This is a genomic window from Enterobacter sp. 04-C-12-SI-ECC, from assembly GCF_047530715.1.
Taxonomy (GTDB): Bacteria; Pseudomonadota; Gammaproteobacteria; order Enterobacterales; family Enterobacteriaceae; genus Enterobacter; species Enterobacter bugandensis.
Genome location: NZ_JBLKDI010000010.1, coordinates 86523 through 111607, shown reverse-complemented (window position 1 = coordinate 111607; position 25085 = coordinate 86523). Strand labels below are relative to the sequence as shown.

Here is a 25085-nt window from a genome sequence, read left to right as displayed (position 1 = left end):
TCCTTTTACCCCTCGGCCAGGAATATTGATATGGTTTAGACGTCTAAGCGTCTTGATTGCCAAAGACTAACATCGTGTTATAGTGACAGCAACATAAGTATTACAAGCAGGCACGACAACATGAGCAATAACGTATTGATCCCGCAGAGTAAACTTCCTGATCTCGGTACCACCATCTTTACGCAGATGAGCGCCCTGGCGCAGCAGCACAACGCGATTAACCTTTCTCAGGGGTTCCCGGATTTTGACGGTCCGAAATATTTGCAGGAACGTCTGGCGCACCACGTGGCGCAGGGTGCGAATCAGTATGCGCCGATGACCGGCGTGCAGGCGCTGCGGGAAGCCATTGCCGACAAAACGGCGGCGCTGTATGGCTACCACCCCGATGCGAACAGCGATATCACGGTGACGGCAGGGGCGACCGAAGCGCTGTATGCTGCCATCACCGCGCTGGTGCGCGCGGGGGATGAAGTCATCTGCTTTGACCCAAGCTACGACAGCTATGCGCCTGCGGTTGAACTCTCCGGTGGCGTGGTGAAGCGCGTGGCGCTCCAGCCGCCGCATTTCCGCCCGGACTGGCAGGCGTTCGCCGCGCTGCTGAGTGATAAAACGCGCCTGGTGATCCTGAACACCCCGCATAATCCGTCGGCGACGGTGTGGCAAAAGGCCGATTTTGCCGCGCTGTGGCAGGCTATCGCCGAGCGGGAAATTTACGTCCTGAGCGATGAAGTCTACGAGCACATCTGCTTTGCGGAGGAAGGGCACGCCAGCGTGCTGGCCCATCCGCAGCTTCGCGAGCGCGCGGTTGCGGTGTCTTCATTTGGAAAAACCTACCATATGACCGGCTGGAAGGTAGGGTACTGCGTGGCCCCGGCGGCCATCAGCGCGGAGCTGCGTAAGGTGCATCAGTACCTGACCTTTGCGGTCAACACGCCTGCCCAGCTGGCACTGGCGGACATGCTGCGCAGCGAACCGCAGCACTATCGCGAGCTGCCGGATTTTTACCGCGCGCGTCGGGATATGTTTGTAAATGCGCTGAGCAAAAGCCGTCTGGAAATTCTGCCGTGTGAAGGGACCTACTTCCTGCTGGCGGACTACAGCGCGATTTCCGATCTGGACGATGTCAGCTTTTGCCGGTGGCTGACGGAGGAGGTGGGCGTGGCGGCTATTCCGCTGTCGGTGTTCTGCGCCGATCCCTTCCCGCACAAGCTGATTCGCCTGTGCTTTGCGAAGCAGGAATCGACGCTGCTGGCGGCGGCGGAGCGTCTGGCGACGCTCTGACTATTTCACCGTCCAGGCTTCGGAATAGCGACGGTCTGCAAACAGCTCCAGCAGGCCGTTGATCTGCTTCAGGCGCAGCACCTCGTCGCTGTCCATCCCCAGTTCCTTACCGATTTTCTCATCGTTCCAGCCAAGCTGGGCCAGCTCCCGGACGATGTCGGACATGGCGTTGATCTGGTGGCGTCCCCGCGCGCGGTTGTGGCGGATGGTGGCGGCCATCCGGTCAAGCTTTTGCTGGCGATCTTTGCGCAGGCAGGTGACGGGCAAATAGCCCCGAAGCTGGCGCTTCAGCGCGGCCCTGCTTTTACCGATTTCGTGACGATGGAAGCCGTCGACAATTTCGTAATGCGCTGGCTCGCTTTCCGTCACCACGATGGGCTGCGTAAACCCGTCGAGCTCGAGCGATTGACTCAGCAAACGCTTTTCCGGCGGCGCCACGTTATTCGGGTTGTAGTCGTTGGCAACGATAGCGTCCTGCTTTATCCACAGCACGCAGTCGACGGGCTGGTCGCTGAACGGGCTGAGATGATGCATGGCCTGGCGAAAAGCATTGATGGCATCTATACGTTGCTCGTCGGTGAGCGTCTTTAAATAGGTTTCCAGTTCGGTAATCAGTCGTTGCTGCATAAGATCCCCCACTCATTGCGTTTTGATTTCATCCGTTCGCTATAGCGCTGATAGTGCTTTGGTTTGTTCGGGCTAAAGGAGAGGGCCCGACACCAGTAATCGTTGTTGAGCAGAACCTTGCAAATTCGCCGCCAGGAAGGGATATCCTTTGAGCCGATGTCACCCACCTGCGTCTCGGGAAGATCGGACATCCCGCGCTTCTGATACCAGTGCAGGTACACCGCGACTTTATTGCGATAATGTTCAGCCGTCTGTTGCGGCATGCTGTCGAGGAGCAGCATGGCGTACTCCTGCCAGCTGAGGTGGTCGGGCTTGAGGATCTTTCTGTGACCGTAGAAGTGGTTGTCGTGCCCCGCGTAAATTCCGCCGCTGCGCACGCCGCTGACGCGTGCGCACATGGCGGCCCAGCGTTCAGGTTCAACGACATGATAGAGCCATAAGCCCTGTCGCTGCTCCGGGCCAAAGGGTTCACAGATGCGCATGTAGCGCGGCGGCACGCCGGCCTGGTACATCAGATTGTAGAGGGGGTTATAGGCGCAGCCCGTTTTGGCAAACCAGGTCCAGATGTCGGCGGTTTTCCAGTCGTAGAGAGGATAGATATACCAGGCATGACCGCCGGGCGCGACGGTCGTCCAGGGTTTATCGTCGGAAAAGCGCTGCTTGCGCGCACAGGCGATTGCCAGGAAGCGGTTATAGGATTCGTCGGCGCGGATGCCCACCATCACTGCGGCGGGGCGCCTTCGCGCATACCATTCGGCAAAGTCCCTGACGAAGGCCTCAAAGGTCATCCCCTGCTGATAAAAATCAAAATAACACGTACTGGTGATGGCATCAGGCGGAGGCTGTCTGACCCAGCTTATGCCGGGTTCCCAGCACTGCCATTCCGGCTGGTACTGAGAGAGGGCATTTTGCGTGGTGATCGGCAGCGCCACCCACCAGAACTGATTGATGACGTCACGATATTGGGTCCTCATGTTCTCAATATGCTCAATGGTGCAGGAGAACTGTGCTTCCCAGTCCAGAAAGAGGACATCTATTTTTCTGTTCAACTGCCGCGCCCGCTGCGCAGCAAGATGAAGCATCACCGTTGAATCTTTTCCGCCAGAAAAAGAGACGCACACGCGGGTAAAATTTTGCAGCGTCCAGTTTATGCGTTCTGAAGCAGCCTCCAGAACGTTTTCCTGAAGAGGGTATTTATAGATAGACATGATGAGTCGCATCCTGCGTATGGAATACCGTTAATGCTATTAAACTGCCATCATGTTATTATATGTTCTCATTCTCAACTAATTATTTTACGCCTTCACTCTATTCTTTCTGGAAATACCTTCGCGATGACGCGTCCATTCTATTGAGCCAGCTTATGCATTTTTTCAATAAAGCTGGCGAATACGCTGCTGTTTAACGACGCGCGGTTGTAGACCATATAGATGTCCACTTCAGGTAATTTAAAGGGAGTGTTAACGATTTTTAATTTTAAGGCCGCTTTATAGGTTTCAAAAATGGACACGGAAATATAACCAACTAAATCAGACATGGCGATCATGGAGAGAAGCGAACTGAGGGAGTCTGACCGAAACGCGATGTTTCTTTCCGGGAACGCCTCGTTGACTTCAGCCTGACGCTCCTTCACGCCACTGTTGTTGCTTTGATACATCGTAAACTTTTCCTGGTACAACTCCTCGACGGAGACTTCTGTACCTATTCTGGGATGGTCTTCGCGGCAGATCATGACTGTGGGAATTGTGGTGAAATGCGAGCAGACAACGGAGCGATTATTAACGGGCGCCACGGTAAAAATGAGATCGGCTTTACGGTAGGCCAGTAAATCCTCTGCTGACTCCGCAGAGACAAGCATATCACGTTGTTCTACTGAGCAATTTTCCTGATTCATCAACAACTGAATAGGGTTGAGAAGGTAGCCTGGCGTCACCATCTGAGAACAATAAATGACAAAGTTTTTATTGATGTCGGTGCTGTGCATCAGGTTGATGGTCTGCTCAATCTGATTGAGGTTTTGCTCAAGATGCAGGTGCAGGTTAGTCCCGACGGTCGTGGGGGTGATCCCCTTGCCGGAACGGATAAACAGCGGATCGTTAAGCTGGCCACGCAGGCGTTGCAAAGACTGACTGACGGCTGAAGGGGTAATGTAAAGCGTTTCAGCGGCCTTGCTGATGCTAAGATGTTGATAGATACACTCAAAAATGACCAGTAAATTAAGGTCGAATTTTTTAAGGTCATAAAGATTTGCCATGTGTCATCCTGTTTGCCGTGAGTCTGTTGTTAACATATTGATGATAACTATAGATTAAAGCTAACCATTTACAATCCTTGTGGTTAACTAACTTAAAGTGTTATTTAAGTTATCTTAATATATCACGCCATCGGATTATTGAAATAGAATTACATGTGAGATTAAGATAATTTTATCTTTGAATGGGCTGGGTTCAATTTAATAAATGTTGACATTTATATATTGCCGTAAATTGATTACGTAAAGTTAATTTACGAGCGTAATGTATTTCTCTCAGTCAAAACCTATCACAGCCATAGGCAGGAACGCGCTTTTGATGGATTGCTCTCGATGGGTGCTGGTGGTGTAATCAACCTGCTGTTACGACCTTGATACAAGGTATGTAGAGCGCAACGCAACGCCAGCCTCGGCTGGCACTGAATGTACCTGCGGGGAATTCAGGTATCAGGGCCGCCCGTTGAGGCGGCCTTTATACTTTCTGGAGTACCGCAGCAGGTTCACCTTGCTGTCTTGTTGAAGTTGTAAGGTTTGGCTGATTGATTTGATAAAGCATACGCATTAGCCCCGATGAGCAAAGTTGGTTACCTTAGCTCTCAACGAAAACACGGAGGAAGTACAGATGTCTTTGATTAACACTAAAATTAAACCTTTCAAAAACCAGGCGTTCAAAAACGGTGAGTTCATTGAAGTAACCGAGAAAGATACCGAAGGTCGCTGGAGTGTCTTCTTCTTCTATCCGGCTGACTTCACCTTCGTTTGCCCGACCGAACTGGGCGACGTAGCTGACCATTACGACGAACTGCAGAAGCTGGGCGTAGACGTTTACTCTGTCTCTACCGATACCCACTTCACCCACAAAGCGTGGCACAGCAGCTCTGAAACCATCGCGAAAATCAAATACGCGATGATCGGCGACCCGACTGGCGCCCTGACCCGTAACTTCGACAACATGCGTGAAGATGAAGGCCTGGCCGACCGTGCAACCTTCGTGGTTGACCCGCAGGGCATTATCCAGGCTATCGAAGTTACCGCTGAAGGTATCGGCCGTGATGCTTCTGACCTGCTGCGTAAAGTGAAAGCGGCTCAGTACGTGGCTTCTCACCCAGGTGAAGTGTGCCCGGCTAAATGGAAAGAAGGCGAAGCGACCCTGGCTCCATCCCTGGACCTGGTCGGTAAAATCTAAGTTTTCACCATCCGGCAATCAATGGGCGCCCCCGCGCCCATTTCATTCCAGCACCATGATGCAAGTTGCATTCAGGCCGCCCGCAAAGGCAGCTTGCATGATGACGTCTTAAGAGAGGGAAGAACTATGCTCGACACCAATATGAAAACCCAGCTCAAGGCCTACCTTGAGAAACTGACAAAACCCGTTGAGCTGATTGCCACGCTGGACGACAGCGCGAAATCGGCAGAAATCAAAGAGCTGCTGGCAGAGATCGCTGAACTGTCTCCGAAAGTGACCTTCAAAGAAGACAATTCGCTTGCGGTTCGTAAACCCTCTTTCCTGATTACTAACCCGGGCTCGGACAAGGGACCGCGTTTTGCCGGCTCCCCGCTGGGGCATGAATTTACCTCACTGGTGCTGGCGCTGCTGTGGACCGGCGGTCATCCTTCAAAAGAAGCGCAGGCGCTGCTGGAGCAGATCCGCGATATCGACGGTGATTTTGAGTTTGAAACCTATTATTCGCTCTCCTGCCACAACTGCCCGGACGTGGTGCAGGCGCTGAACCTGATGTCGGTTCTGAACCCGCGCATCAAGCATACGGCGATTGACGGCGGTACGTTCCAGAATGAGATCACCGATCGCAACGTGATGGGTGTTCCGGCGGTGTATCTGAACGGTCAGGAGTTCGGCCAGGGCCGCATGACGCTGACGGAAATCGTTGCCAAAGTGGATACCGGCGCGGAAAAACGCGCGGCGGAAGAGCTGAACAAACGCGATGCGTACGATGTGCTGATTGTCGGCTCTGGCCCTGCGGGCGCGGCGGCAGCGGTTTACTCTGCACGTAAAGGTATTCGTACCGGTCTTATGGGCGAACGCTTTGGCGGCCAGGTGCTGGATACCGTGGACATTGAAAACTACATTTCCGTACCAAAAACCGAAGGTCAGAAGCTGGCCGGTGCGCTGAAGGCTCATGTCAGCGATTACGAGGTAGATGTGATCGACAGCCAGAGCGCCAGCAAGCTGATTCCGGCGGCGGTGGAAGGGGGCTTACACCAGATTGAAACCGCCTCTGGTGCGGTGCTGAAAGCTCGCAGCGTGATCGTTGCCACCGGGGCAAAATGGCGCAACATGAACGTGCCGGGCGAAGATCAATACCGTACCAAAGGCGTGACCTATTGCCCGCACTGTGACGGCCCGTTGTTTAAAGGCAAACGGGTGGCGGTGATCGGCGGCGGTAACTCCGGCGTGGAAGCGGCTATCGACCTGGCGGGGATTGTTGAACACGTGACCCTGCTGGAGTTCGCGCCAGAAATGAAGGCCGACCAGGTGCTGCAGGATAAAGTTCGCAGCCTGAAAAACGTCGACATCGTGCTGAACGCGCAGACCACCGAAGTGAAGGGCGACGGCAGCAAAGTGACCGGTCTGGAGTACCGTGACCGCGTAAGCGGCGACGTTCATAGCGTTCAGCTTTCGGGGATCTTCGTACAAATTGGCCTGCTGCCGAACACCACCTGGCTGGAAGGCGCGATTGAGCGCAACCGCATGGGCGAGATTATCATCGATGCCAAATGTGAAACCAGCGTGAAGGGCGTGTTTGCCGCGGGCGATTGCACCACCGTGCCGTACAAGCAGATCATCATTGCGACTGGCGAAGGTGCAAAAGCGTCCCTGAGCGCGTTTGACTACCTGATCCGCACCAAAACCGCATAATAAAAGAAAGTAAGACATACCTGCAGTAGCCACCTCTTTATGAGGTGGCTTTTTTTTAGATTTTTTTACCCTCAATTATCCTCGTTATTAACCCCTTCATGCGTTAATTACCTGCTTCGATCAAAGAAAATAATAAGCCTGCTGATAATATCTTGTCGTTTTTTATAGCGATAAATATTTATATTTAATATGAATGACAAAGATACATCTACTTCTTCAATATATGAGACGTTAACCCCATTTGAAATAAAGGGATTGATGTTTCGTGATTTCTTTAACGCGGCGGACATGGCATCGCGATGCGCTTCGTTACATCCTTTATTCCCGGAAAGTAAAACCTGGCAGCAGGATGAGGCGTTAGAGGTTGAGTATGATTTCAACGCCCTGTTTGTCGGCCCTGCAACGCTATTGGCGCCGCCTTATGCCTCGGTGTATCTGGACGAAGAGCCTCTGCTGATGGGCGCTACAACGCTGAGCGTACGCGAATTCCTGCGCAGCATCGGGCTTTTTGTGACCGGGGAAAATAGCGTTCCCGACGATCACGTCAGCTATGAAATGGAGCTGGTGGTGATGCTCTCCGCGCATGCCAGACATTCGCCGCAATATCATGACGCACTCGCCCGCTTTGTGCAGGGGCATCTTGAATTATGGCTCCCCGCATTTATTGCAAAAATAAAGGATTGCGCGAAAACATCCGCAATTAAATGTCTCGCGTTGCAGATGACTAATTGGTTTGATGAATTAAAGACGAGAGTAATATTATGAGTATTGATAAAGGGCAGCTAAATCGGCGATCCTTTTTAAAAGGACTGATTGCGCTGGGTACCGTTGCCGCATTACCCGGCGGACTATTATCATCCCGATGTGCCATGGCACAGCCCCCCATTCCGTTTAACCCAAAAACCTACAAAATTTACCGTAACGCTTGCCCGCGTAACTGCTACGACACCTGCAGCTTAAAAACCTGGGTCAAAGATGACGTCATCACCTTCGTTGACGGGGCAAGCGAGTCCACGTTTACACACGGTGCCCCGTGTGTGAAAGGGCTGACCTACCCGCGCCGGGTCTACTCCCCGGACCGTATTAAATACCCGATGATCCAGGATGGGCGCGGCAGCGGTAAATGGCGTCGCATCTCCTGGGATGAGGCCATGCAGCGCATTGCCAGCAAGATGCTGGAGATTAAAAAGAAAGACGGGTCTATGCTCGGCCTGGCGCTGTCGAAATACTCCGGCAACCTGGGCGTGATGAGTTATGCCGTGGAGGGGATGATGTCTTCTCTCGGTTACACCACGCGGTTCGCTGGTACGCCATGCTGGCCAGCAGGGATCGATGCCCAGCACTACGACATGGGCGACATGTGGTGTAACGACCCGGAAGATTTGGTGAAAGCCAAATACATCATTATCTGGGGCGCAAACCCGGCCTGGTGCTCCATGCATACCATGAAGTACATCTATCAGGCGCGTGAGAAAGGGGCGAAAGTGGTGGTCATTGATCCGCTGTTCTCGCAAACCGCCGCGAAAGCCGATTTGTATCTGCGCGTGCGCCCGGGATCGGACGGCGCATTGGCGCTGGGAATGGCGCGGCACCTGCTGGATATTGGCCGCGTCGACCAGGAGTTTGTGAACAACTTCGCGCACGGTTTCCCGGAATTTGAACAGTATCTGCGCAGCAATATCACCGTGGAGTGGGCATCTGAAATCTGTGGCCTGTCGGCAGAGGTGATTCGCCAGCTGGCGGAAGAGTTCACCGCGGTAAAACCTGCCACCGTCTGGATCGGCTACGGGATGCAGCGCCACGTCAACGGTGGGGCGAACGTGCGCGCCATTGACGCTTTTGTTGCCATGACAGGCAACATCGGTGTGGAAGGCGGCGGTGCCCGCTACGGCCATCTGCAGACCTGGGGCTACAACTATCATGCGATGACGCAGAAGCCACCGGTCGGATCTGTTGGCATGGTGGGAGAAAGCGGCCCGGTAGGGGAGTTCGTCAGCGACAGCGGCGAAAAGAGCCACTATTCCGACCGCGCGCTGAACCTGAACCAGACCGCGCAGAGCATTCTTGATGCCAACGATCCGCCCATTCGTATGCTGTGGGTGGCGTGCAAGAACCCGTTCGCGCAGGACTTTGACCGCAACAAAATGGAAAAAGCCTTCAGCAAGCTGGAGATGGTGGTCTGCGTCGATCAGTTCTTCAACGAGACGCTGCAGCATGCCGATATTGTGCTGCCGGTGACCACCACCTTTGAGCACTGGAACCTGTCATCGTCTTACTGGCATTACTGGCTTTCGGTGAATGAACCGGCCATTAAACCGATGTACGAGTGCAAGAGCGATTTGGATATTGCCGTGCTGCTCTCGCGTACCATCAACAAAATGGAGCCAGGCTCCTGTACCTTCCCGCAGGACATTGACCAGAAAAAATGGCTCGACCTTGAGTTCAATGAGGGCATGGCGAAGCAGTTCGGCATCCGCTCCTGGGACGATCTGCTGGATGGGCCGGTGAAAGCCAAAATGGTCAGCTCGGCGGCCTGGCACGACCGCAAGTTTAAAACGCCATCGGGCAAGTATGAGTTCCTCTCCGAGCTGTGTGAAAAGAACGGCCATAAAGCGCTGCCGGAGTATCTGCCTGCCGCGGAGGGCAAGCTGCCGTTCCATCTGTTTACTCCGCATTTGCAGTACGGCCTCCACTCTCAGTTCGTCAACCTCGACTGGATGCAGGTCTTCTGGCCGGAGCCGTTTGTCTATATCCACCCAACCGCCGCGCACAAGAAGGGGATTCGCGAGCTGGCGAAAGTCCGCGTGTTTAACGACGTGGGCGAAGTGGAGCTGCGGGCGAAAATCACCACCAACGTGCCGGAAGATTTCCTGGTGATGTATGAGTCCTGGTTTAACAAGCTTAAGTACAACGTGCAGAACGTCGTGAAAGATACGCCAGCCGATATGGGCAAGATGGCAACCGGCGCGCCTGGCGCGGCGATCCACAGCCAGTTTGTCGACATTGCCCTTATCGCGAATGAAGGAGCAGACGCATGAGACGCGCATTTTTAGTGAACAGTGATAAATGTATTGGCTGCCGCGGATGCGCCATGGCCTGCAAGAGCTTTAACCAGCTTGAGCCGGATCGCTTCTGGCGCTATGTCTATCCGCTGGATAAAGAAATTTATCCGCATGAGGAGCGTGCGTTTTTCTCGCTGGCCTGTAACCACTGTGAAAACCCGGCCTGTCTGGCGGCATGCCCGGTGGAAGCCTACACCAAACGTGATGACGGCGTGGTGGTCCATAACCCTGAACGCTGTATCGGCTGTAAAAACTGCATCCGTAACTGCCCGTACGGCGCGCCGCGCTTCAATGAAGAGACGCAAAAGGCGGAGAAGTGCAGCATGTGCTATGAACGTCTGGATATCGGTATGGCCCCGGCCTGCGTGAACGCGTGTCCTGTCGGTGCCCTGTCGATTATCGATCTGGATGCCGATCCGCTGCCGAACAATGCCGTGCAGTATCCGCCGGGCTTTCCGAAGATGCCTCAGCTTAATCCGGGTACGCGCTTCATTCTGGCCCGTCAGCCAAAACAGCCGGGGGATAAATAATGGAAAAGTACGAACTGCCGTTGGTGATTTTTACCGTGCTGAGCCAGATGTCCGTCGGGATGACGCTGCTCCTGACCTGGCGCACGCTGCGTAGTGAAGTGCATGGCACACGCCTTCACTGGCTGATTACCGGGCTGATTCTGGGCGTTGCCTCCATTGCCGCGGTGCTGCATCTGGCGCACCCGGAACACGCATACAACGCGTTGATTAACCTGAAACATGCCTGGCTGAGCCGTGAAATTCTGGGCGCGACCCTGTACGGCGCCATGATTGGGCTGGCCTTCCTGAGTAAGGGAAACAAAGGCGCAGCGCTGCTGGCGTCCCTGTTCGGGATCCTGCTGGTGGTGGTGCAGGGAATGACCTACGCGGCACCGGCGATGCAGGCCATTGCCAACGGCATCACCATGATGCTGTTCTTTGCGACGGTCTGGGTGATGGGCTGTGCCGCAACGCCGCTGCTCGGGCTGAAAGGATCAAACGCCGCGCTGCGCCAGGGGATTATCGCCCTGATGGCGCTGCTGATTGCCGCGCCGGTGATGTGGCTCAGCGGCGGTACCATCATGAGAATGACCGCTCAGGCCTGGTTAAGCTCGCCGCTCTATCTGGGCAGCCTGCTGTGCTGCGTTGTGGGTGGCGCGTTATCGCTGAAGCGCCAGCCGATGCAGAAAGCGGTGTTTGCGCTCCTGCTGGTGGGCGTGGTGCTCAGCCGCCTGACCTTCTTCGGCGATACCGTCAGCACCATCGTCAATATTGGTCACCTGTACTGATAAACAAAACCCCGCGAAAGCGGGGTTTTTTGTTGGTATTTACCTGACCACCATCACCGGAATATGGGTGTGGCGGGTCACGCTGGAGGCGTTCGACCCCAGCAGGTGAGTGGTAATGGAAGGATTACGTGAACCGATCACCACCACGTCTGCATTCAGCTCCGCGGCCAGTTCATTGACGGCATCGCGCACGCTACCGAACCGGACGTGGGTTTTGATGCGGGAAGGGTCGATGCCGAAATGCCCGACCATGGTCTGCAGCCGCGTTTCGGCTTCGTGCTGTAAGTGCTCCTCAAAGCGACGCACGTCGGCGGCAAAGCGGTGCAGGCTCAGGCTGGCAGAGCCCGGTAAGACGTGTAAAAGATGAATAATTCCGTCCTGCTGCGCGAGGAATTCCGCGTGGCGAACAGCTTTGTCGCTCAGTTCCATTTCGAAAACATCAACCGGCATAATGATTGTCTTATACATAACCGTTTCTCCTTGTTTATAAACGCTGGATACATTCAACCACAAAATATGAATGGTTTCTGTAAGCGCTTCGGCACTTTTCCTCTCTCGCCAGGATAAATCTCAAAAGGCGCGTATTTCCCGGCAGACTTTCAGGGGTAGCTACCCTTTATAAACTTACCTGAAACCTTTCGGAGGTAGCATGAAAGCACTCACGTACCACGGTCCGCACCATGTTCGCGTTGAGAATGTCCCCGATCCCATCATTGAACAGCCCGACGATATCATCCTGCGCGTCACGGCCACGGCGATTTGCGGCTCCGATCTGCATCTCTATCGTGGAAAGATCCCAAAGGTGCAGCACGGCGACATTTTTGGACATGAATTTATGGGCGAGATCGTCGAGTGCGGTCGAGAGGTGAAGGACCTGCAAAAAGGCGATCGCGTGGTGATCCCCTTTGTCATCGCCTGCGGTGACTGCTTCTTTTGCCGTCTGCAGCAGTACGCTGCCTGTGAGAATACCAATGCCGGGCAGGGCGCTGCGCTGAACAAAAAGCAAATTCCCGCGCCGGCAGCGCTGTTTGGCTATAGCCATCTCTACGGCGGCGTGCCGGGAGGGCAGGCGGAATATGTGCGCGTGCCGAAAGGCAACGTCGGACCGTTTAAGGTGCCGCAGTTGCTCTCCGATGATAAAGCCCTGTTTCTGTCTGATATTTTACCCACCGCCTGGCAGGCGGCAAAAAATGCGCAGATTGAAAAAGGCTCCAGCGTCGCCGTTTTCGGTGCCGGTCCGGTGGGGTTATTGACGATTGCCTGCGCACGGCTGTTAGGGGCTGAGCAGATTTTTGTTATCGACCATCACCCCTATCGGCTGCGTTTTGCCGAGGCGCGCTACGGTGCTATCCCCATCAATTTTGATGATGATAACGACGCGGCGGAAAAGATAATCGAGCAAACCGCCGGGCAGCGGGGTGTCGATGCCGTCATTGATGCCGTCGGGTTCGAAGCCAAGGGCAGCACCACGGAGACGATCCTCAGCAACCTTAAAATTGAGGGCAGCAGCGGCAAAGCGCTGCGTCAGTGTATTGCTGCCGTCCGGCGCGGCGGGGTGGTCAGCGTACCCGGCGTGTATGCCGGGTTTATTCATGGCTTCCTGTTTGGGGATGCCTTCGATAAAGGGCTGACGTTTAAGATGGGCCAGACGCACGTCCACGCCTGGCTGGGCGAACTGCTACCGCTGATAGAAAAAGGGCTGCTGACGCCGGAAGAGATTGTGACGCATTATCTCCCCCTGGCGGATGCGGAACGTGCCTATAAGATTTTCGAAAAACGGGAGGAGGAGTGCCGGAAGGTGATTCTGGTGCCCGGCGCGGAAACGCCTGAGGCCGCTGAGCAAAAAGTGAAGGGCCTGGTAAATGCGTTTCCGGGCGGCGTGGTATGAGGTCACTTGTCGGTGGCGCTCAAGTTACTGTCCTGCGATGTAGCGCAATCGGGTGAAGATGTTCGGAAAGAGGATGCAGGCGCATCCTCTGTGCAACGCGGGTCGCGTTTGTTCAGAATGACATTAACGCAGGTAATCGCCCGCGGCTTCTGGCTGGTAGAGCAGCTCCAGCACTTCCAGATGGGTGGAGGCACCGCCCGGCAATTCCCAGTGGATGGTATCGCCCGTGCGCAGCCCCAGCAGTGCGGCCCCCACCGGCGCAAGAACCGAAAGTTGCGCGCTGCTGTCCGTCATCTGGGCCGGGTAAACCAGCGTGCGGGTCAGTTCTTCACCGGTGGTCAGGTTGCGGAATTTCACCTGGCTGTTCATGGTGACCACGTTATGCGGCATCGTCTCAGGCGTGCACATCTGCGCCCGGTCGAGTTCCTCATTCAGGGCATCGGCCACCGGAAGTGAGGCGAATTCTGCTTTTTCCAGCAGCCTGTCGATACGTTCTGCGTCGAGCTCGTTGATGATGATTGTAGGTCTGGACATTTTTTACTCCATGTCGTTAATGCTGCGTCTAACGCAGAAACCAATCCAAAAGAAAACCCTCGCCGTCTGGCAGCGAGGGTTTAACTCTCCCGATGATACTGGCTGAACGCGCAAGTTTGAAGTGATGAAGGTCACATTCATGTGCCATATGAATTTTCACTGAAATTTATTCAGTCTTCATTCCTGGCGGATTGCGTTACGCTGTATGTTCTGAACCCGGGCGCTGCGCGAAACATCATTCGCTGCAGCCCTTACCAACGAGAGAGCGCTATGTACTTCTACCAACCGTCTCAGGGGCATGGCCTGCCGCATGACCCGCTGAACGCCATTGTCGGCCCCCGTCCGATTGGCTGGATCTCCTCTTGCGACCAGGCCGGTCAGCTCAACCTTGCGCCGTATAGCTTCTTCAACTGCTTTAACTATCGCCCGCCGATCATTGGCTTTTCAAGCAACGGCTGGAAGGACAGCGTGCGTAATATTGTTGAAACAAAGGAGTTTGTCTGGAATCTGGCAACGCGCGATCTTGCGGAAGCGATGAATCAGACCTCTGCCATGCTGCCTCACGACCAGGACGAATTTACCTTTTCCGGATTAACGCCTGCGGCAAGCCAGCTGGTGAGCGCCCCCCGCGTGGCGGAAAGCCCGGTCAACTTTGAGTGCCGCCTGTCTCAGTGCATTCAGCTTACCGGCGCCGACGGTACGCCGGTGGATACCTGGCTGGTGCTGGGAGAAGTGGTCGGGATCCATATTGCCGAAACGCTGCTGGAAGAGGGGATATACCAGACGGCGAAAGCGCAGCCCATCCTGCGTGCGGGTGGGCCGACGGCTTACTATGGCATCAGTGACGAACACCGGTTTGACATGGTGCGACCGGTGGTGGGCGATCAGTAACCGGCCTTATCAATGACAAATTGTTTTCCGCAGTTGCCTGGATGCGGCTGCGGAGCAAAGGATGTCGCAGAAAGCGGGGCGTTAATGGTGTCTGCTTTGAGTGAAATTTGCATCTCGGTCAGATATGCCGGATTACCGTTGCAGGTCAGCTTGAAGGCTTTGATATTTTCCTTGCCCCAGGTTTTGGCAACGGCGTTGTCAAAATCACTCCGGCTGACGGTTTTACCGTAATTTTCCGCAAGGAAATGACCGACGGCGCTGTTTTTCATTTCCTGATTCATTCTCACCATGGTGCCGAAATAGGCATCGGGATCAAAACCAAAGCAGACGCCATGTTTGGCATATTCGTAACGTTCCAGACAGGAGTTTCCACCCGCGCCCGGCATGACCTCGTTCAGCTTAGCCGCGCCGGAAAGCGACAGCCCGGTTTCGGCTGCTGCGCATTTGCGGCTGGCCTTCACTTCCGGCATGTTCGGGATAGGGCGCGTGGCGCAGCCAAATCGCATCCATCGACGTTCATCCACGCCGCGTGCGGCAATGGATTTCGGCAGGCCGGGCCATAGCCCGTGAACGGTCAGAAAATCGGTTTTATTGTCGCGCTCTTTTTGCAGACGACATTCATCCGGTTCATTGCGGTTACGCTCGACCATGCTTTGACAAAATCCCGTTTGCCAGGACAAAGCCAGCACATAGCGATCGAAATCGCCGTACTGCGTGGCCTTGAGGGGTTCGGCCTGTGCTGAGAAGAGACTGAGTGCAAGCGCTACTGCGCCAGACGGGATAACGATATCCTTCCTGAACATGTGATTTCCTGATTGGTTGTGCGCAATTCATTTTTGTGGGTTATTAAAGCACAAAAAGCGCCCGCAGGCGCTTTTAGGTAATCAGGAATTTCACTTAGGCGGCGCCGGGAACCAGCACTTCGGTAGCTATAATGACGATGATCAGCCCAACCAGCACCGGCACTGACGTGCGTTTCACCACTTCAAACGGCGAGATTTTGGCCATCCCGGCAACCGCCACCACCACGCCTGAGACAGGCGAGATGGTACGACCCAGGTTTGAAGCCTGGAGCATGGGAATGGAAAGATAAGCCGGGTTGATACCGGACGAGTGAGCCAGCTTAGGGATCATCTCAACGAAGGCGTAAAATGGCGCATTCCCGGAACCGGTGGTCATTGCCGCCAGCATGGTCAGTACCACCAGGACCAGCATCAGGATAATACTGGCCGAGCCAAACGAGGTGGCGATGGAGATCAGGCTCTGGATAAAGCCGATCGTGCTCAGACCCTGGGCAAAGACACCTGCTGCAACCAACAGCATCACCACGCCGGCAAACGCATCTGCCATACCGCGATACGCGACCTCAAGGCCGGAGAAGACTTTTTGGGTGTTGAAACCGCGCACGAACTCCAGCGCAGCGGCTAACAGCATACAGATAACCAGGATAGTAATAATGTGCAGCTGCGGGCCCCATTTCCCGTCAAAAATGAGCACGCCGATAATTGGCGTGAAAGGCAAAATGGCATAGAACGCAGGCGCTGTGGTGGTGATTTCGCTTACATCCATCATTTCATGGCTGATGTTCTCTTTCTTATCGAGATAGCGCTGCCAGAAGAAATGCGCGATACCCATTCCCACAATGGCGACAATCGAGATCGGCAGCGTGGTTTTAAAGGCGAAGTCGATAAGCGACATTTCGGCTGCTTTCGCCGCCAGCACAACGTCTCCTGACGTCGGGGAGAGAATAATGGCCGCCGGGGAGGCGCAAATTGCCGCCGCTGCCCCACGGCTTATGCCCACGTTCACCATCACCGGGAACAGCGTGGCCATTAACAGTACGCCAAGCCCGGTTGCCGATGAAACGGCCAGCGACATCAGGCAGGCGAGGAAATAGGCGGCAACCATCAACAGATACGGCGAGTTAATGTACTGCAGGGGTTTCGAGGCAAGCTTCACAACCATGTCGTTCGCGCCGATATGGGTCATATAGGCTGCAAAACCGCACAGCATCATGATCATCATACCCAGATCGCCACCGCGGCTCATGAGCAGGATTTTAATATATTCAACAATATCCGTGGCGGTGTAGCCCGTGCTGGCTGCGCTGGCAGGTAAAACCTGATGACCCATTACTGCGCTGATTATCAGCAGCGTTAAACCACCGACAAATAAAACGCCCGTGGCTGAGTATCCTTTAATGATGTAGCGAGCTACACCCACAATGACGACGACCCCAATTAGGAGTTCGATAAACGTAAGCATGATTTCCCCTGTGTCTTTCTGCCCTGAGATATAAAAAATTAATATAAAAATGAAGGATGAAAATGTGCCGAATTAATGGCCCGCCCTTGCTGATTAAAATCAATAAACAGACGACTAACGAACAGCATAACAGCGTTTTTGCCATGGCTAAGGCATTTATGTCATAAGGATCTTGACCGGCAAAGACAGCGTAACATGTCTATGTAATGATAACAAAATGTTAAACTTTTGTGTGGTCTGGCCTGTTAGTACTGGAGACGGTTAACAGACATTAGGCGTACATGATGAGGGTTTATTCGGGATAAGCAGAACGCCGCTTTAAGAATATTCCCGAAAAGTGTCCTGATATTTAAGAGTAGGGGTGATGCCATTAAGGCTTGGTTCAATTATTCTATGTTAAACTTTGCCTCGAATATCAAGAATGGTAATTGCATTGTGATTGTACGTAATACTTTTTTCTCTATTTTATTGTTTATTATTGGCCAGTTAACGTTTTCTTCTGTTGCACAGGCAGAGAACAACGCGACGGACAAAGGTTGGTTCTCTACTTTTACGGATAATGTTTCGCAGACCTGGTCAGCGCCTGAACATTATGATCTCTATGTCCCGGCAATAACGTGGCATGCGCGCTTTGCTTACGACAAAGAGAAAACGGATAAATACAACGAGCGTCCCTGGGGAGCGGGTTTTGGTCAGTCGCGATGGGATGATAAAGGAAACTGGCATGGCATCTATCTGATGGCCTTCAAAGACTCCTTTAACAAGTGGGAACCGATTGGCGGCTACGGCTGGGAAAAAACCTGGCGCCCGCTGGCGGATGAGAACTTCCACGTTGGTCTGGGTTATACCGCCGGGGTGACCGCGCGCGACAACTGGAAGTACATTCCGATCCCCGTATTGCTGCCTCTGGCCTCTGTTGGATACGGCCCTGCAACGTTCCAGATGACCTACATTCCGGGAACGTATAACAACGGTAACGTTTACTTCGCCTGGATGCGTTTTCAGTTTTAACTGACAAAACATTACCTGGTGGTGAAAAAACGTGCAGCCGTTGATTCGTAAGCGATAAAAATCTGTCAGTGAAAATTAACGCGACTTTAGTCACTTTTTGTCAAAGATCCGCTGGACAAAAGGTCCCACAATTGATGTACTGGTAACCGACACAGCATTTGTGTCGTTTTTTAATGTAAAGGTAATTTTGATGTCTAAGATTAAAGGTAACGTTAAGTGGTTTAATGAGTCCAAAGGATTCGGTTTCATTACTCCTGAAGATGGCAGCAAAGACGTGTTCGTACACTTCTCTGCAATCCAGTCTAATGGTTTCAAAACTCTGGCTGAAGGTCAGCGTGTAGAGTTCGAAATCACTAACGGTGCCAAAGGCCCTTCTGCTGCTAACGTAATCGCTCTGTAATTCAGACGCGTCAGCAAGAATTTCAAAACCCGCTCATTGAGCGGGTTTTTTTCGTTATGAATCAGCCAAGCAGGTAAATTTTCAGGAAGCTGGCCACGATCAGTACACTCAACAACACCATGCCTGCGCTCATCAGACTCTGTTTCATTTGTCACCCTCGTTCAGTATTGCCTTCAGAGTGACAGAGAAAAATTAAGCCAACATTAACGCTCCGGCAGTTAATGCGTGCTTACAGAGGAAAAAAGCCAAAATGCGATCCCCGTCATCGCGAAAGATCCGATCATGTTGATCGCGATATTCACCAGCGCCCAGCCGATACGTCCTTCCTGAAAGAGAAAAACTGTTTCCGCGGAAAAGGTTGAAAAGGTCGTCAAACCGCCGCAGAAGCCGGTGGTAATCAAGACTTTCCACATGGGATCGATGTGCGTCATCCGGTTAAACCAGGCCAGCCCCATACCAATAATAAAAGCACCAATCAGGTTGGCGGCCAGCGTTCCTAATGGAATCGCCTGGTGCAGGGGATTAAACCGCATACTCAGTAACCACCTCGCAACGCTCCCCGTGCCTCCACCAATAAAAACAGCTAAAAGGAGTTGTAACACGCTAAATACCTGCTATTTGATGTGTAAGAGTAGCGAGTTTAACGCTGTTTATAATGAGGGGACAAATATGTATGTTGCGGTAGGGCAGTTTGCGGTCACGCCTGACTGGCGGCTTAACGCAGTGCAGTGCGTTAACCTGATGATACAGGCCCGACAGAAAGGCGCGTCGCTGCTGGTGCTTCCTGAGGCGTTGCTGGCAAGGGATGATAACGACCCGGATTTGTCCGTGAAGTCCGCACAGGCCCTTGACGGCGAATTTTTACAACAGCTGCTCGCCGAGAGCGTAGGCAGTACGATGACCACCGTCTTAACCGTGCACGTTCCCTCAACGCCGGGTCGCGCAGTGAATACGCTGGTGGCTATCCGTGACGGTGCCATTGTTGCGCGCTACGCCAAGCTTCATCTCTATGATGCGTTCAGCATTCAGGAGTCGCGACGCGTTGATCCGGGAGATGTCGTCCCACCGCTCATTGATATCGACGGGTTTAAGGTGGGGTTGATGACCTGCTATGACCTGCGATTCCCTGAGCTGGCGGTGCATCTGGCGCTGCAGGGGGCGGAGGTGCTGGTATTGCCTGCCGCATGGGTTAAGGGGCCGCTAAAAGAGCAACACTGGGCTACGCTGCTTGCGGCACGCGCGCTGGACACGACCTGTTATGTTGTTGCCGCCGGGGAGTGCGGCAATAAAAACATCGGGCAGAGCAGGGTGGTTGATCCCCTGGGAGTGACGATTGCCGCCGCAGCGGAAGCGCCGGTTATGCTGATGGCGGAGATAATTTTAGAAAGAGTTGCGCTTGCGCGTCAGCAATTACCTGTTCTTCGCAACCGTCGCTTTGCGCCACCGCAATTATTGTGATGTTTTTTTCAACAATGCTTGATTCACCTTGTTACAGATTGCTATTGTGTGCACGCGCCAAATGACCGTTAATACGATCGGGTTTTGGCGCTGAATGCAGCCTGTTTTAAGTAAAGAAGGTATCTATGGGTGAGATTAGTATTACCAAACTGCTGGTGGTTGCCGCACTGGTCGTCCTGCTGTTTGGTACCAAGAAGTTACGCACGCTGGGTGGTGACCTGGGGGCTGCCATCAAAGGCTTCAAGAAAGCGATGAACGACGATGACGCAGCCGCGAAGAAAAGCGCTGACGACATCCCGGCAGAGAAGCTTTCCCACAAAGAGTAACGGCAATGCCTGAGGGCTTGCAAAAAAAACCGGCTCATGAGGCCGGTTTTTTTGCATTACTGTAAATGAATATTACGGCGTTATTTGACTTCTTCGCCTTTCGCCTGCATATCCGCATGGTAAGAAGAACGAACAAACGGACCACAAGCCGCGTGGGTAAAGCCCATCGCCAGCGCTTCGGCTTTCATCTCGTCAAATTCATCCGGGCTCACGTAGCGCTGTACCGGCAGGTGGTGACGGCTTGGCTGCAGATACTGGCCGAGCGTCAACATGGTCACACCGTGGCGGCGCAGATCGCGCATGACGTCGATGATTTCGTCATTGGTTTCACCCAGACCAACCATCAGACCTGACTTGGTCGGGATATGCGGATGTGCTTCTTTAAAGCGCTCCAGCAGCTTCAGAGACCAGTTATAGTCGGCTCCAGGACGCACCTGACGGTAAAGACGCGGAACGTTCTCCAGGTTGTGGTTAAACACATCTGGCGGCGTCGCGGTCAGGATATCCAGCGCGCGGTCCATACGGCCGCGGAAGTCAGGAACCAGCGTCTCGATTTTGATGTTCGGGCTTTTTTCGCGAATGGCAGTAATGCAGTCAGCGAAGTGCTGAGCACCGCCATCACGCAGATCGTCGCGGTCAACGGAGGTGATAACCACATAACGCAGCGCCATGTCGGCGATGGTTTGCGCCAGTTTTTGCGGCTCGTTGGCATCGGGGGCCACCGGGCGGCCATGCGCCACGTCGCAGAATGGGCAGCGGCGGGTACAGATGGCACCCAGAATCATAAACGTCGCGGTGCCGTGATTGAAACATTCAGCAAGGTTCGGGCAAGAGGCTTCTTCACAAACAGAGTGAAGGCCATTCTTTCGCATCGCCGCTTTGATCCCCTGGATACGCGAAGAGTCTGCCGGAAGTTTGATTTTCATCCATTCCGGTTTTCTTAACAGCGCCTCGCGCTCTGTAGCCACGTTTTTAACCGGGATAAGGGCCATTTTATCGGCATCGCGGTATTTAACACCGCGTTCCATCACAATGGGTTTACTCATAGCGTGCGTGTTCCAGTTGCGAATATCGAAGGAAAGCGTTTCAATTCAAGGGAATGTTGTATTTATCAACTATTTTTGAACGAACGACAGGCAGTATATCATTTATAGGGGCGTTAAAGCAGCCTGCCAGGTCGCCAATTTGTAAAATAGTTGTTGTTTTGTGCCTTTTGCCCTGCGAGCGGCAGGGACGTGTACGGGTACGCTCTGTCAGAAGGCCTGACGGATAATGCGGATGACGTTTTCCAGTACCGGATCGCGCAAGCTGAGCTTGTTGTAATGCAGTGAAATCTCGATAGATTCTGCATTGAGCTGGCTAAGCGGAATACTCTCCAGCGGCCAGCATTTCCGCAGCAGGTTATACAGGCGTGAAGGCATGATGCACAGCATATCGCTGCTGCCAATCAGGGATGCGGTGGTGAACATATTGTAACTGCTGAAACTGATCTGACGTTCCGGGAAAATTTCGTCAATACGCTGACGCAGAGCGTGGTTAGACTGTCCTTCGGTAATGAAAGACGAGTGGTCGTAGTTGCGCAGGTTTTCAATGGATAACGGCTCGCTGAGGACGGGGTGCTGCTTGCGGCAAACCAGCACCAGGTTATCCGCGTAAAGCACATTTTGCCCCAGCGCTCGGGCGCTAAAGCTGCCGCTTTCGATGACCAGGTCCGTCTGGAATTGAGCAAGCTGAACGTCAGGTTCGTTAAGAGGCACATTGCGAAGCAGAAGCTGAGGTGCATGCTCTTTCACGGCCTGGAAGATCGCGGGCATCACCAGTACGCCGACAGAAGGGGAGCAGCCGATGGTGATGGTTCTCTGTTTGTCATAGCTTCCGGTTAAATCCAGCGCACCCAGAATCGACTCCAGCCCCTGGCTGATGTATTCGTGGAGATGTGTCGCATAGGCCGTTGGCGTGACGCCCTGGCCCTTACGGATAAATAAGGGGTCGGGAAATATAGCCCGTAGCTTTTGAATTGACTGACTTATTGCCGATGGCGTGAGATTAAGAATTTTCGCAGCGTTAACGATACCCTTATGGACATATACTGCCTCAAAAATAGTCAGTAAATTGAGATCAATATTACGTAAAGTCCGAAAAATTTGCGGCTTATCTTCGCCACCAGGGTCATTCAGGCGTTTGGCTGGTAAATTATTATACTCCACGCTTTCACTCCGTATACATTCACAACATGAATGATAGTTCAATTTATTTATTATGCTTGTAGAGATTCGTAAAGTGTTGCTTTTGTTCCACTTGTTTATCAAAAACAAACAGTTGTGTGATTATCACTCAAGTTACTTAGCCTGTGTATGCCGTGCTGTCCGGAGGCTAAATAATATGTAAGGGCAATATTCGGGCGCTTCGAAAATATAGAATCTGCGGATTATTGTAAAGCGTAAAAGCGGTAAATAAACAGTGGCCCGTCAAATTATCGAGCCATTCTGGATGATATATTAAGCAGGGATATATTCGTGCGGGGGATTGTTAAGTAGCGCTAACATATTCTTCAGAAGCACGGGACGTATATTTTCTGGCGTAGCGGTATCGACCCACTGGCGCATTTGCGTCATTTCCATGCCGGCGTAGCCGCAGGGGTTTATGCGCTGGAAAGGCGTAAGATCCATATTAATATTCAATGCCAGACCGTGGAAGGAACATCCTTTACGAATACGTAGCCCCAGAGAGCAGATCTTCATTTCGCCAACGTAGACGCCCGGCGCATCGGCACGCGGATGCGCGTCAATCCCATACTCCGCCAGCGTGTTGACGACGGTCTGTTCCAGTAACGTCACCAGCTCACGTACGCCAAGCTTTCTGCGCTTCAGATTAAGCAGGACGTACATGACCTGCTGACCCGGACCGTGGTAAGTCACCTGTCCGCCACGATCGCTCTGGATCACCGGGATATCGCCCGTCATTAATAAGTGTTCCGCTTTTCCCGCCTGGCCCTGCGTAAATACCGGCAGATGTTCGACCAGCCAAATCTCATCAGGGGTTGTGTCATCGCGTGAATCGGTGAACTCGTGCATAGCCTGAGAGACAGGCTCATAAGGTTGCAGCCCGAGATGACGGACCAGAATTTTATCCTGATACAAAACGCGTCTCCGAAGACGAGAAACAAAAGATGAGGGGGAGTATATCACAGCGGGGAAGAGGGGTTACCCGGTAAACCGGGTAACCGCAAAGGGACTACAGCACCATACGAACGATTTCGATATTGCCGAGCTCTTCGTACAGCGTCTCAACCTGCTCGATATGTGTGGCAGTGATGGTAATAGAAACCGAGTGGTAGTTGCCCTTGCTGCTTGGTTTTACTGACGGAGAGTAGTCACCCGGCGCATGGCGCTGTACCACTTCAACCACCTGATCAACCAGCTCAGGTTTCGCCAGACCCATTACTTTGTAGGTAAACGGGGTAGGGAATTCAAGCAGTTCGTTAAGTTTGGTTTTCATGTCAGCTCCGGCGTAACGTCAAAAAGAATAACTCCCACGTCAGGTGGGAGTTATCAGGATACTTAGTATATGGGGATCAAAATCACACTTTCAAGTGTTCGATTTTTAGCCAAACCAGTGATGGAACATCAATTTAATGTAATCAATGATTTTGCCGAAGAAATTGCCTTCAGGAATTTCTTCCAATACCACGAGTGGACGCTGGTCGATCGTTTTACCGTCCAGCTGGAAGTTGATGGTGCCCACCACCTGGTTTTTCTGCAGCGGGGCATGCAGTTCGGTGGTGTTGAGCACATAGCTTGCTTTCAGATCCTTCATACGACCGCGTGGAATGGTCAGATAGAGGTCTTTATCCACGCCCAGAGAAGCACGATCGTTATCGCCGAACCAGACGGGTTCAGAAGCAAATTCTTTGCCTGCTTTCAGCGGGTTCACGGTTTCGAAGAAACGGAAGCCCCAGGTCAGCAGCTTCTTACTTTCGGTTTCGCGACCTTTAAAGGTGCGACCGCCCATCACGGCAGAGATCAGGCGCATCTGGCCTTCAGTGGCAGAGGCCACCAGGTTGTAACCGGCTTTGTCGGTGTGGCCGGTTTTGATGCCGTCAACGTTCAGGCTGTTATCCCACAGCAGGCCGTTACGGTTGGTCTGACGAATGCCGTTGAAGGTGAACTCTTTCTCTTTGTAGATAGAGTACTCGTTAGGTACGTCGCGGATCAGCGCCTGACCAATCAGCGCCATATCACGCGCGGAGCTGTACTGACCGTCTGCATCGAGACCGTGTACGGTCTGGAAGTGGCTGTTCTTCAGACCCAGGGCATTTACGTAGCTGTTCATCAGGCCCACGAACGCATCCTGACTACCGGCGGCGAAATCGGCCATCGCTACGCAGGCATCGTTACCGGACTGCAGGTTAATGCCACGAATTAACTGCGAAACCGGAACCTGCATTCCCGGTTTCAGGAACATCAGCGAGGAACCTTTGAAAACCGGGTTCCCGGTAGCCCACGCATCGTTGCCGATAGTGACCAGATCCGTCTCTTTGAACTTACCGGCTTTCATTGCCTGGCCGATGACGTAGCTGGTCATCATTTTGGTCAGGCTGGCCGGGTCACGGCGGGCATCGGCATTCTGTTCTGCCAGCACTTTGCCAGAGTTGTAATCGATCAGGATGTAGGATTCCGCGTCGATTTGCGGAACGCCAGGGATCATGGTCTTGATATTCAGGTCATCAGCATGAGCTGCAGAGAGTGCAGCCGCGCAAAGGGCCGTGGTCAGCGCCATGCGCTGCACAAAACGAGCAGAAAAAGTGGTCTTCATGGTCAGAACTACGACATCCGTGATGGAATTAAAAAAAGTGCCTTACTATAGCAAATGCTATTCAGGCAGGCATCCGACTTTAAGCATGAGTTTGTGAATGT

General features: G+C 53.2%; 26 protein-coding genes. 13 read left to right on the top strand and 13 right to left on the bottom strand.

All coding sequences use genetic code 11. The features are described from left to right. The first annotated feature begins 120 nt into the window (after positions 1-120). Positions 121-1281, top strand: coding sequence for a pyridoxal phosphate-dependent aminotransferase (locus tag ACMWL8_RS14740; protein ID WP_045261028.1), 1161 nt, complete (start codon positions 121-123; stop codon positions 1279-1281). Here ACMWL8_RS14740 and ACMWL8_RS14735 read toward each other — a convergent pair whose 3' ends face one another. The 3 genes from ACMWL8_RS14735 to citR all read right to left on the bottom strand — a co-directional run bounded on the left by ACMWL8_RS14735 (position 1282) and on the right by citR (position 4162). After that, positions 1282-1908 (bottom strand): IbrB-like domain-containing protein, encoded by a 627-nt coding sequence (locus tag ACMWL8_RS14735; protein WP_045261027.1) that lies wholly within the window; start codon positions 1906-1908, stop codon positions 1282-1284. It abuts the gene before it with no gap. Continuing rightward, entirely contained in the window at positions 1893-3116 is a 1224-nt protein-coding gene (locus ACMWL8_RS14730) for a phosphoadenosine phosphosulfate reductase (protein ID WP_045261026.1), read from the bottom strand. Before ACMWL8_RS14730 ends, ACMWL8_RS14735 begins: the two co-directional genes overlap by 16 nt. Before the next feature lie 140 nt (positions 3117-3256). Beyond that, positions 3257-4162, bottom strand: coding sequence for a DNA-binding transcriptional repressor CitR (gene citR / locus ACMWL8_RS14725; RefSeq protein ID WP_414751599.1), 906 nt, complete (start codon positions 4160-4162; stop codon positions 3257-3259). Positions 4163-4781: 619 nt separating this feature from the next. Between citR and ahpC the strand changes: the two genes are divergently transcribed. The 6 genes from ahpC (at position 4782) to ACMWL8_RS14695 (ending at position 11396) form a co-directional block, all read left to right on the top strand. Beyond that, complete coding sequence (gene ahpC / locus ACMWL8_RS14720; RefSeq protein ID WP_008501015.1) at positions 4782-5345, top strand: alkyl hydroperoxide reductase subunit C; 564 nt, start codon at positions 4782-4784, stop codon at positions 5343-5345. Positions 5346-5471: 126 nt separating this feature from the next. After that, on the top strand, positions 5472-7037 hold the full coding sequence (gene ahpF, locus ACMWL8_RS14715; protein WP_028012318.1) for an alkyl hydroperoxide reductase subunit F: 1566 nt from the start codon (positions 5472-5474) through the stop codon (positions 7035-7037). 258 nt (positions 7038-7295) lie between these two features. Beyond that, complete coding sequence (locus tag ACMWL8_RS14710) at positions 7296-7802, top strand: molecular chaperone (protein ID WP_052683007.1); 507 nt, start codon at positions 7296-7298, stop codon at positions 7800-7802. Beyond that, positions 7799-10075, top strand: coding sequence for a molybdopterin-dependent oxidoreductase (locus ACMWL8_RS14705; protein WP_045261023.1), 2277 nt, complete (start codon positions 7799-7801; stop codon positions 10073-10075). Before ACMWL8_RS14710 ends, ACMWL8_RS14705 begins: the two co-directional genes overlap by 4 nt. Further along, positions 10072-10629 carry a 4Fe-4S dicluster domain-containing protein gene (locus tag ACMWL8_RS14700; protein WP_028012321.1) on the top strand — a complete coding sequence of 186 codons (558 nt, stop codon included), beginning with the start codon at positions 10072-10074 and terminating at the stop codon, positions 10627-10629. The genes ACMWL8_RS14705 and ACMWL8_RS14700 overlap by 4 nt, the downstream gene beginning before the upstream one ends. Beyond that, a complete protein-coding gene (locus tag ACMWL8_RS14695) occupies positions 10629-11396 on the top strand; it encodes a dimethyl sulfoxide reductase anchor subunit family protein (protein ID WP_045261022.1) in 768 nt (255 codons plus the stop codon). Before ACMWL8_RS14700 ends, ACMWL8_RS14695 begins: the two co-directional genes overlap by 1 nt. Before the next feature lie 39 nt (positions 11397-11435). Here ACMWL8_RS14695 and uspG read toward each other — a convergent pair whose 3' ends face one another. Continuing rightward, positions 11436-11864, bottom strand: coding sequence for a universal stress protein UspG (gene uspG, locus ACMWL8_RS14690; RefSeq protein ID WP_241276834.1), 429 nt, complete (start codon positions 11862-11864; stop codon positions 11436-11438). A 181-nt stretch (positions 11865-12045) separates the two neighbouring features. On the opposite strand from uspG, the gene ACMWL8_RS14685 reads away from it, so the two are divergent. Beyond that, positions 12046-13284, top strand: a complete 1239-nt coding sequence (locus ACMWL8_RS14685; protein ID WP_028012324.1) for a zinc-dependent alcohol dehydrogenase — start codon at positions 12046-12048, stop codon at positions 13282-13284. A gap of 123 nt (positions 13285-13407) precedes the next feature. Here ACMWL8_RS14685 and rnk read toward each other — a convergent pair whose 3' ends face one another. After that, a complete protein-coding gene (rnk, locus tag ACMWL8_RS14680; protein ID WP_045261020.1) occupies positions 13408-13818 on the bottom strand; it encodes a nucleoside diphosphate kinase regulator in 411 nt (136 codons plus the stop codon). Positions 13819-14088: 270 nt separating this feature from the next. Here rnk and ACMWL8_RS14675 point away from each other — a divergent pair, with 270 nt between their 5' ends. Then, positions 14089-14709, top strand: coding sequence for a flavin reductase family protein (locus ACMWL8_RS14675; RefSeq protein ID WP_045261019.1), 621 nt, complete (start codon positions 14089-14091; stop codon positions 14707-14709). Here ACMWL8_RS14675 and rna read toward each other — a convergent pair. Together rna and dcuC are read right to left on the bottom strand one after the other, a co-directional pair. Beyond that, positions 14703-15512 (bottom strand): ribonuclease I, encoded by an 810-nt coding sequence (rna, locus tag ACMWL8_RS14670; protein WP_028012327.1) that lies wholly within the window; start codon positions 15510-15512, stop codon positions 14703-14705. The two genes, ACMWL8_RS14675 and rna, sit on opposite strands and share 7 nt — an antisense overlap. Positions 15513-15606: 94 nt before the next feature. Beyond that, positions 15607-16974 carry an anaerobic C4-dicarboxylate transporter DcuC gene (dcuC, locus tag ACMWL8_RS14665; protein ID WP_045261018.1) on the bottom strand — a complete coding sequence of 456 codons (1368 nt, stop codon included), beginning with the start codon at positions 16972-16974 and terminating at the stop codon, positions 15607-15609. 393 nt (positions 16975-17367) lie between these two features. On the opposite strand from dcuC, the gene pagP reads away from it, so the two are divergent. Then, a complete protein-coding gene (gene pagP / locus ACMWL8_RS14660) occupies positions 17368-17985 on the top strand; it encodes a lipid IV(A) palmitoyltransferase PagP (protein WP_080339189.1) in 618 nt (205 codons plus the stop codon). Positions 17986-18175: 190 nt separating this feature from the next. Next, the gene (cspE, locus tag ACMWL8_RS14655) at positions 18176-18385 is read left to right on the top strand and encodes a transcription antiterminator/RNA stability regulator CspE (protein ID WP_002439184.1); all 210 of its coding nucleotides are present in this window, start codon (positions 18176-18178) and stop codon (positions 18383-18385) included. Positions 18386-18603: 218 nt separating this feature from the next. Here cspE and crcB read toward each other — a convergent pair whose 3' ends face one another. Beyond that, the gene (crcB, locus tag ACMWL8_RS14650) at positions 18604-18987 is read right to left on the bottom strand and encodes a fluoride efflux transporter CrcB (protein ID WP_041910922.1); all 384 of its coding nucleotides are present in this window, start codon (positions 18985-18987) and stop codon (positions 18604-18606) included. Positions 18988-19054: 67 nt separating this feature from the next. On the opposite strand from crcB, the gene ACMWL8_RS14645 reads away from it, so the two are divergent. Beyond that, positions 19055-19843, top strand: a complete 789-nt coding sequence (locus ACMWL8_RS14645; protein WP_045261017.1) for a deaminated glutathione amidase — start codon at positions 19055-19057, stop codon at positions 19841-19843. 125 nt (positions 19844-19968) lie between these two features. Continuing rightward, positions 19969-20169 carry a twin-arginine translocase subunit TatE gene (gene tatE / locus ACMWL8_RS14640; protein WP_028012332.1) on the top strand — a complete coding sequence of 67 codons (201 nt, stop codon included), beginning with the start codon at positions 19969-19971 and terminating at the stop codon, positions 20167-20169. Between the two features lie 80 nt (positions 20170-20249). Here the strand turns inward: tatE and lipA are convergent, their stop codons facing one another. The 5 genes from lipA to dacA form a co-directional block, all read right to left on the bottom strand. Continuing rightward, positions 20250-21215, bottom strand: a complete 966-nt coding sequence (gene lipA, locus ACMWL8_RS14635) for a lipoyl synthase (protein ID WP_028012333.1) — start codon at positions 21213-21215, stop codon at positions 20250-20252. Between the two features lie 207 nt (positions 21216-21422). After that, a complete protein-coding gene (locus ACMWL8_RS14630) occupies positions 21423-22376 on the bottom strand; it encodes a YbeF family transcriptional regulator (RefSeq protein WP_045261016.1) in 954 nt (317 codons plus the stop codon). A gap of 291 nt (positions 22377-22667) precedes the next feature. Next, entirely contained in the window at positions 22668-23309 is a 642-nt protein-coding gene (gene lipB, locus ACMWL8_RS14625; protein ID WP_045261015.1) for a lipoyl(octanoyl) transferase LipB, read from the bottom strand. Positions 23310-23403: 94 nt separating this feature from the next. Beyond that, positions 23404-23667: a DUF493 family protein YbeD gene (gene ybeD / locus ACMWL8_RS14620; protein ID WP_003858718.1), complete on the bottom strand. Its 264-nt coding sequence runs from the start codon at positions 23665-23667 to the stop codon at positions 23404-23406. 105 nt (positions 23668-23772) lie between these two features. Next, positions 23773-24984, bottom strand: a complete 1212-nt coding sequence (gene dacA / locus ACMWL8_RS14615) for a D-alanyl-D-alanine carboxypeptidase DacA (protein WP_045261014.1) — start codon at positions 24982-24984, stop codon at positions 23773-23775. Positions 24985-25085 lie beyond the last annotated feature (101 nt).

Coding starts and splice junctions, on each gene's coding strand:
- ACMWL8_RS14740 (WP_045261028.1), top strand. CDS start 121: ATGAGCAATAACGTATTGATCCCGCAGAGTAAACTTCCTGATCTCGGT.
- ACMWL8_RS14735 (WP_045261027.1), bottom strand. CDS start 1,908: ATGCAGCAACGACTGATTACCGAACTGGAAACCTATTTAAAGACGCTC.
- ACMWL8_RS14730 (WP_045261026.1), bottom strand. CDS start 3,116: ATGTCTATCTATAAATACCCTCTTCAGGAAAACGTTCTGGAGGCTGCT.
- citR (WP_414751599.1), bottom strand. CDS start 4,162: ATGGCAAATCTTTATGACCTTAAAAAATTCGACCTTAATTTACTGGTC.
- ahpC (WP_008501015.1), top strand. CDS start 4,782: ATGTCTTTGATTAACACTAAAATTAAACCTTTCAAAAACCAGGCGTTC.
- ahpF (WP_028012318.1), top strand. CDS start 5,472: ATGCTCGACACCAATATGAAAACCCAGCTCAAGGCCTACCTTGAGAAA.
- ACMWL8_RS14710 (WP_052683007.1), top strand. CDS start 7,296: ATGTTTCGTGATTTCTTTAACGCGGCGGACATGGCATCGCGATGCGCT.
- ACMWL8_RS14705 (WP_045261023.1), top strand. CDS start 7,799: ATGAGTATTGATAAAGGGCAGCTAAATCGGCGATCCTTTTTAAAAGGA.
- ACMWL8_RS14700 (WP_028012321.1), top strand. CDS start 10,072: ATGAGACGCGCATTTTTAGTGAACAGTGATAAATGTATTGGCTGCCGC.
- ACMWL8_RS14695 (WP_045261022.1), top strand. CDS start 10,629: ATGGAAAAGTACGAACTGCCGTTGGTGATTTTTACCGTGCTGAGCCAG.
- uspG (WP_241276834.1), bottom strand. CDS start 11,864: ATGTATAAGACAATCATTATGCCGGTTGATGTTTTCGAAATGGAACTG.
- ACMWL8_RS14685 (WP_028012324.1), top strand. CDS start 12,046: ATGAAAGCACTCACGTACCACGGTCCGCACCATGTTCGCGTTGAGAAT.
- rnk (WP_045261020.1), bottom strand. CDS start 13,818: ATGTCCAGACCTACAATCATCATCAACGAGCTCGACGCAGAACGTATC.
- ACMWL8_RS14675 (WP_045261019.1), top strand. CDS start 14,089: ATGTACTTCTACCAACCGTCTCAGGGGCATGGCCTGCCGCATGACCCG.
- rna (WP_028012327.1), bottom strand. CDS start 15,512: ATGTTCAGGAAGGATATCGTTATCCCGTCTGGCGCAGTAGCGCTTGCA.
- dcuC (WP_045261018.1), bottom strand. CDS start 16,974: ATGCTTACGTTTATCGAACTCCTAATTGGGGTCGTCGTCATTGTGGGT.
- pagP (WP_080339189.1), top strand. CDS start 17,368: ATGTTAAACTTTGCCTCGAATATCAAGAATGGTAATTGCATTGTGATT.
- cspE (WP_002439184.1), top strand. CDS start 18,176: ATGTCTAAGATTAAAGGTAACGTTAAGTGGTTTAATGAGTCCAAAGGA.
- ACMWL8_RS14645 (WP_045261017.1), top strand. CDS start 19,055: ATGTATGTTGCGGTAGGGCAGTTTGCGGTCACGCCTGACTGGCGGCTT.
- tatE (WP_028012332.1), top strand. CDS start 19,969: ATGGGTGAGATTAGTATTACCAAACTGCTGGTGGTTGCCGCACTGGTC.
- lipA (WP_028012333.1), bottom strand. CDS start 21,215: ATGAGTAAACCCATTGTGATGGAACGCGGTGTTAAATACCGCGATGCC.
- ybeD (WP_003858718.1), bottom strand. CDS start 23,667: ATGAAAACCAAACTTAACGAACTGCTTGAATTCCCTACCCCGTTTACC.
- dacA (WP_045261014.1), bottom strand. CDS start 24,984: ATGAAGACCACTTTTTCTGCTCGTTTTGTGCAGCGCATGGCGCTGACC.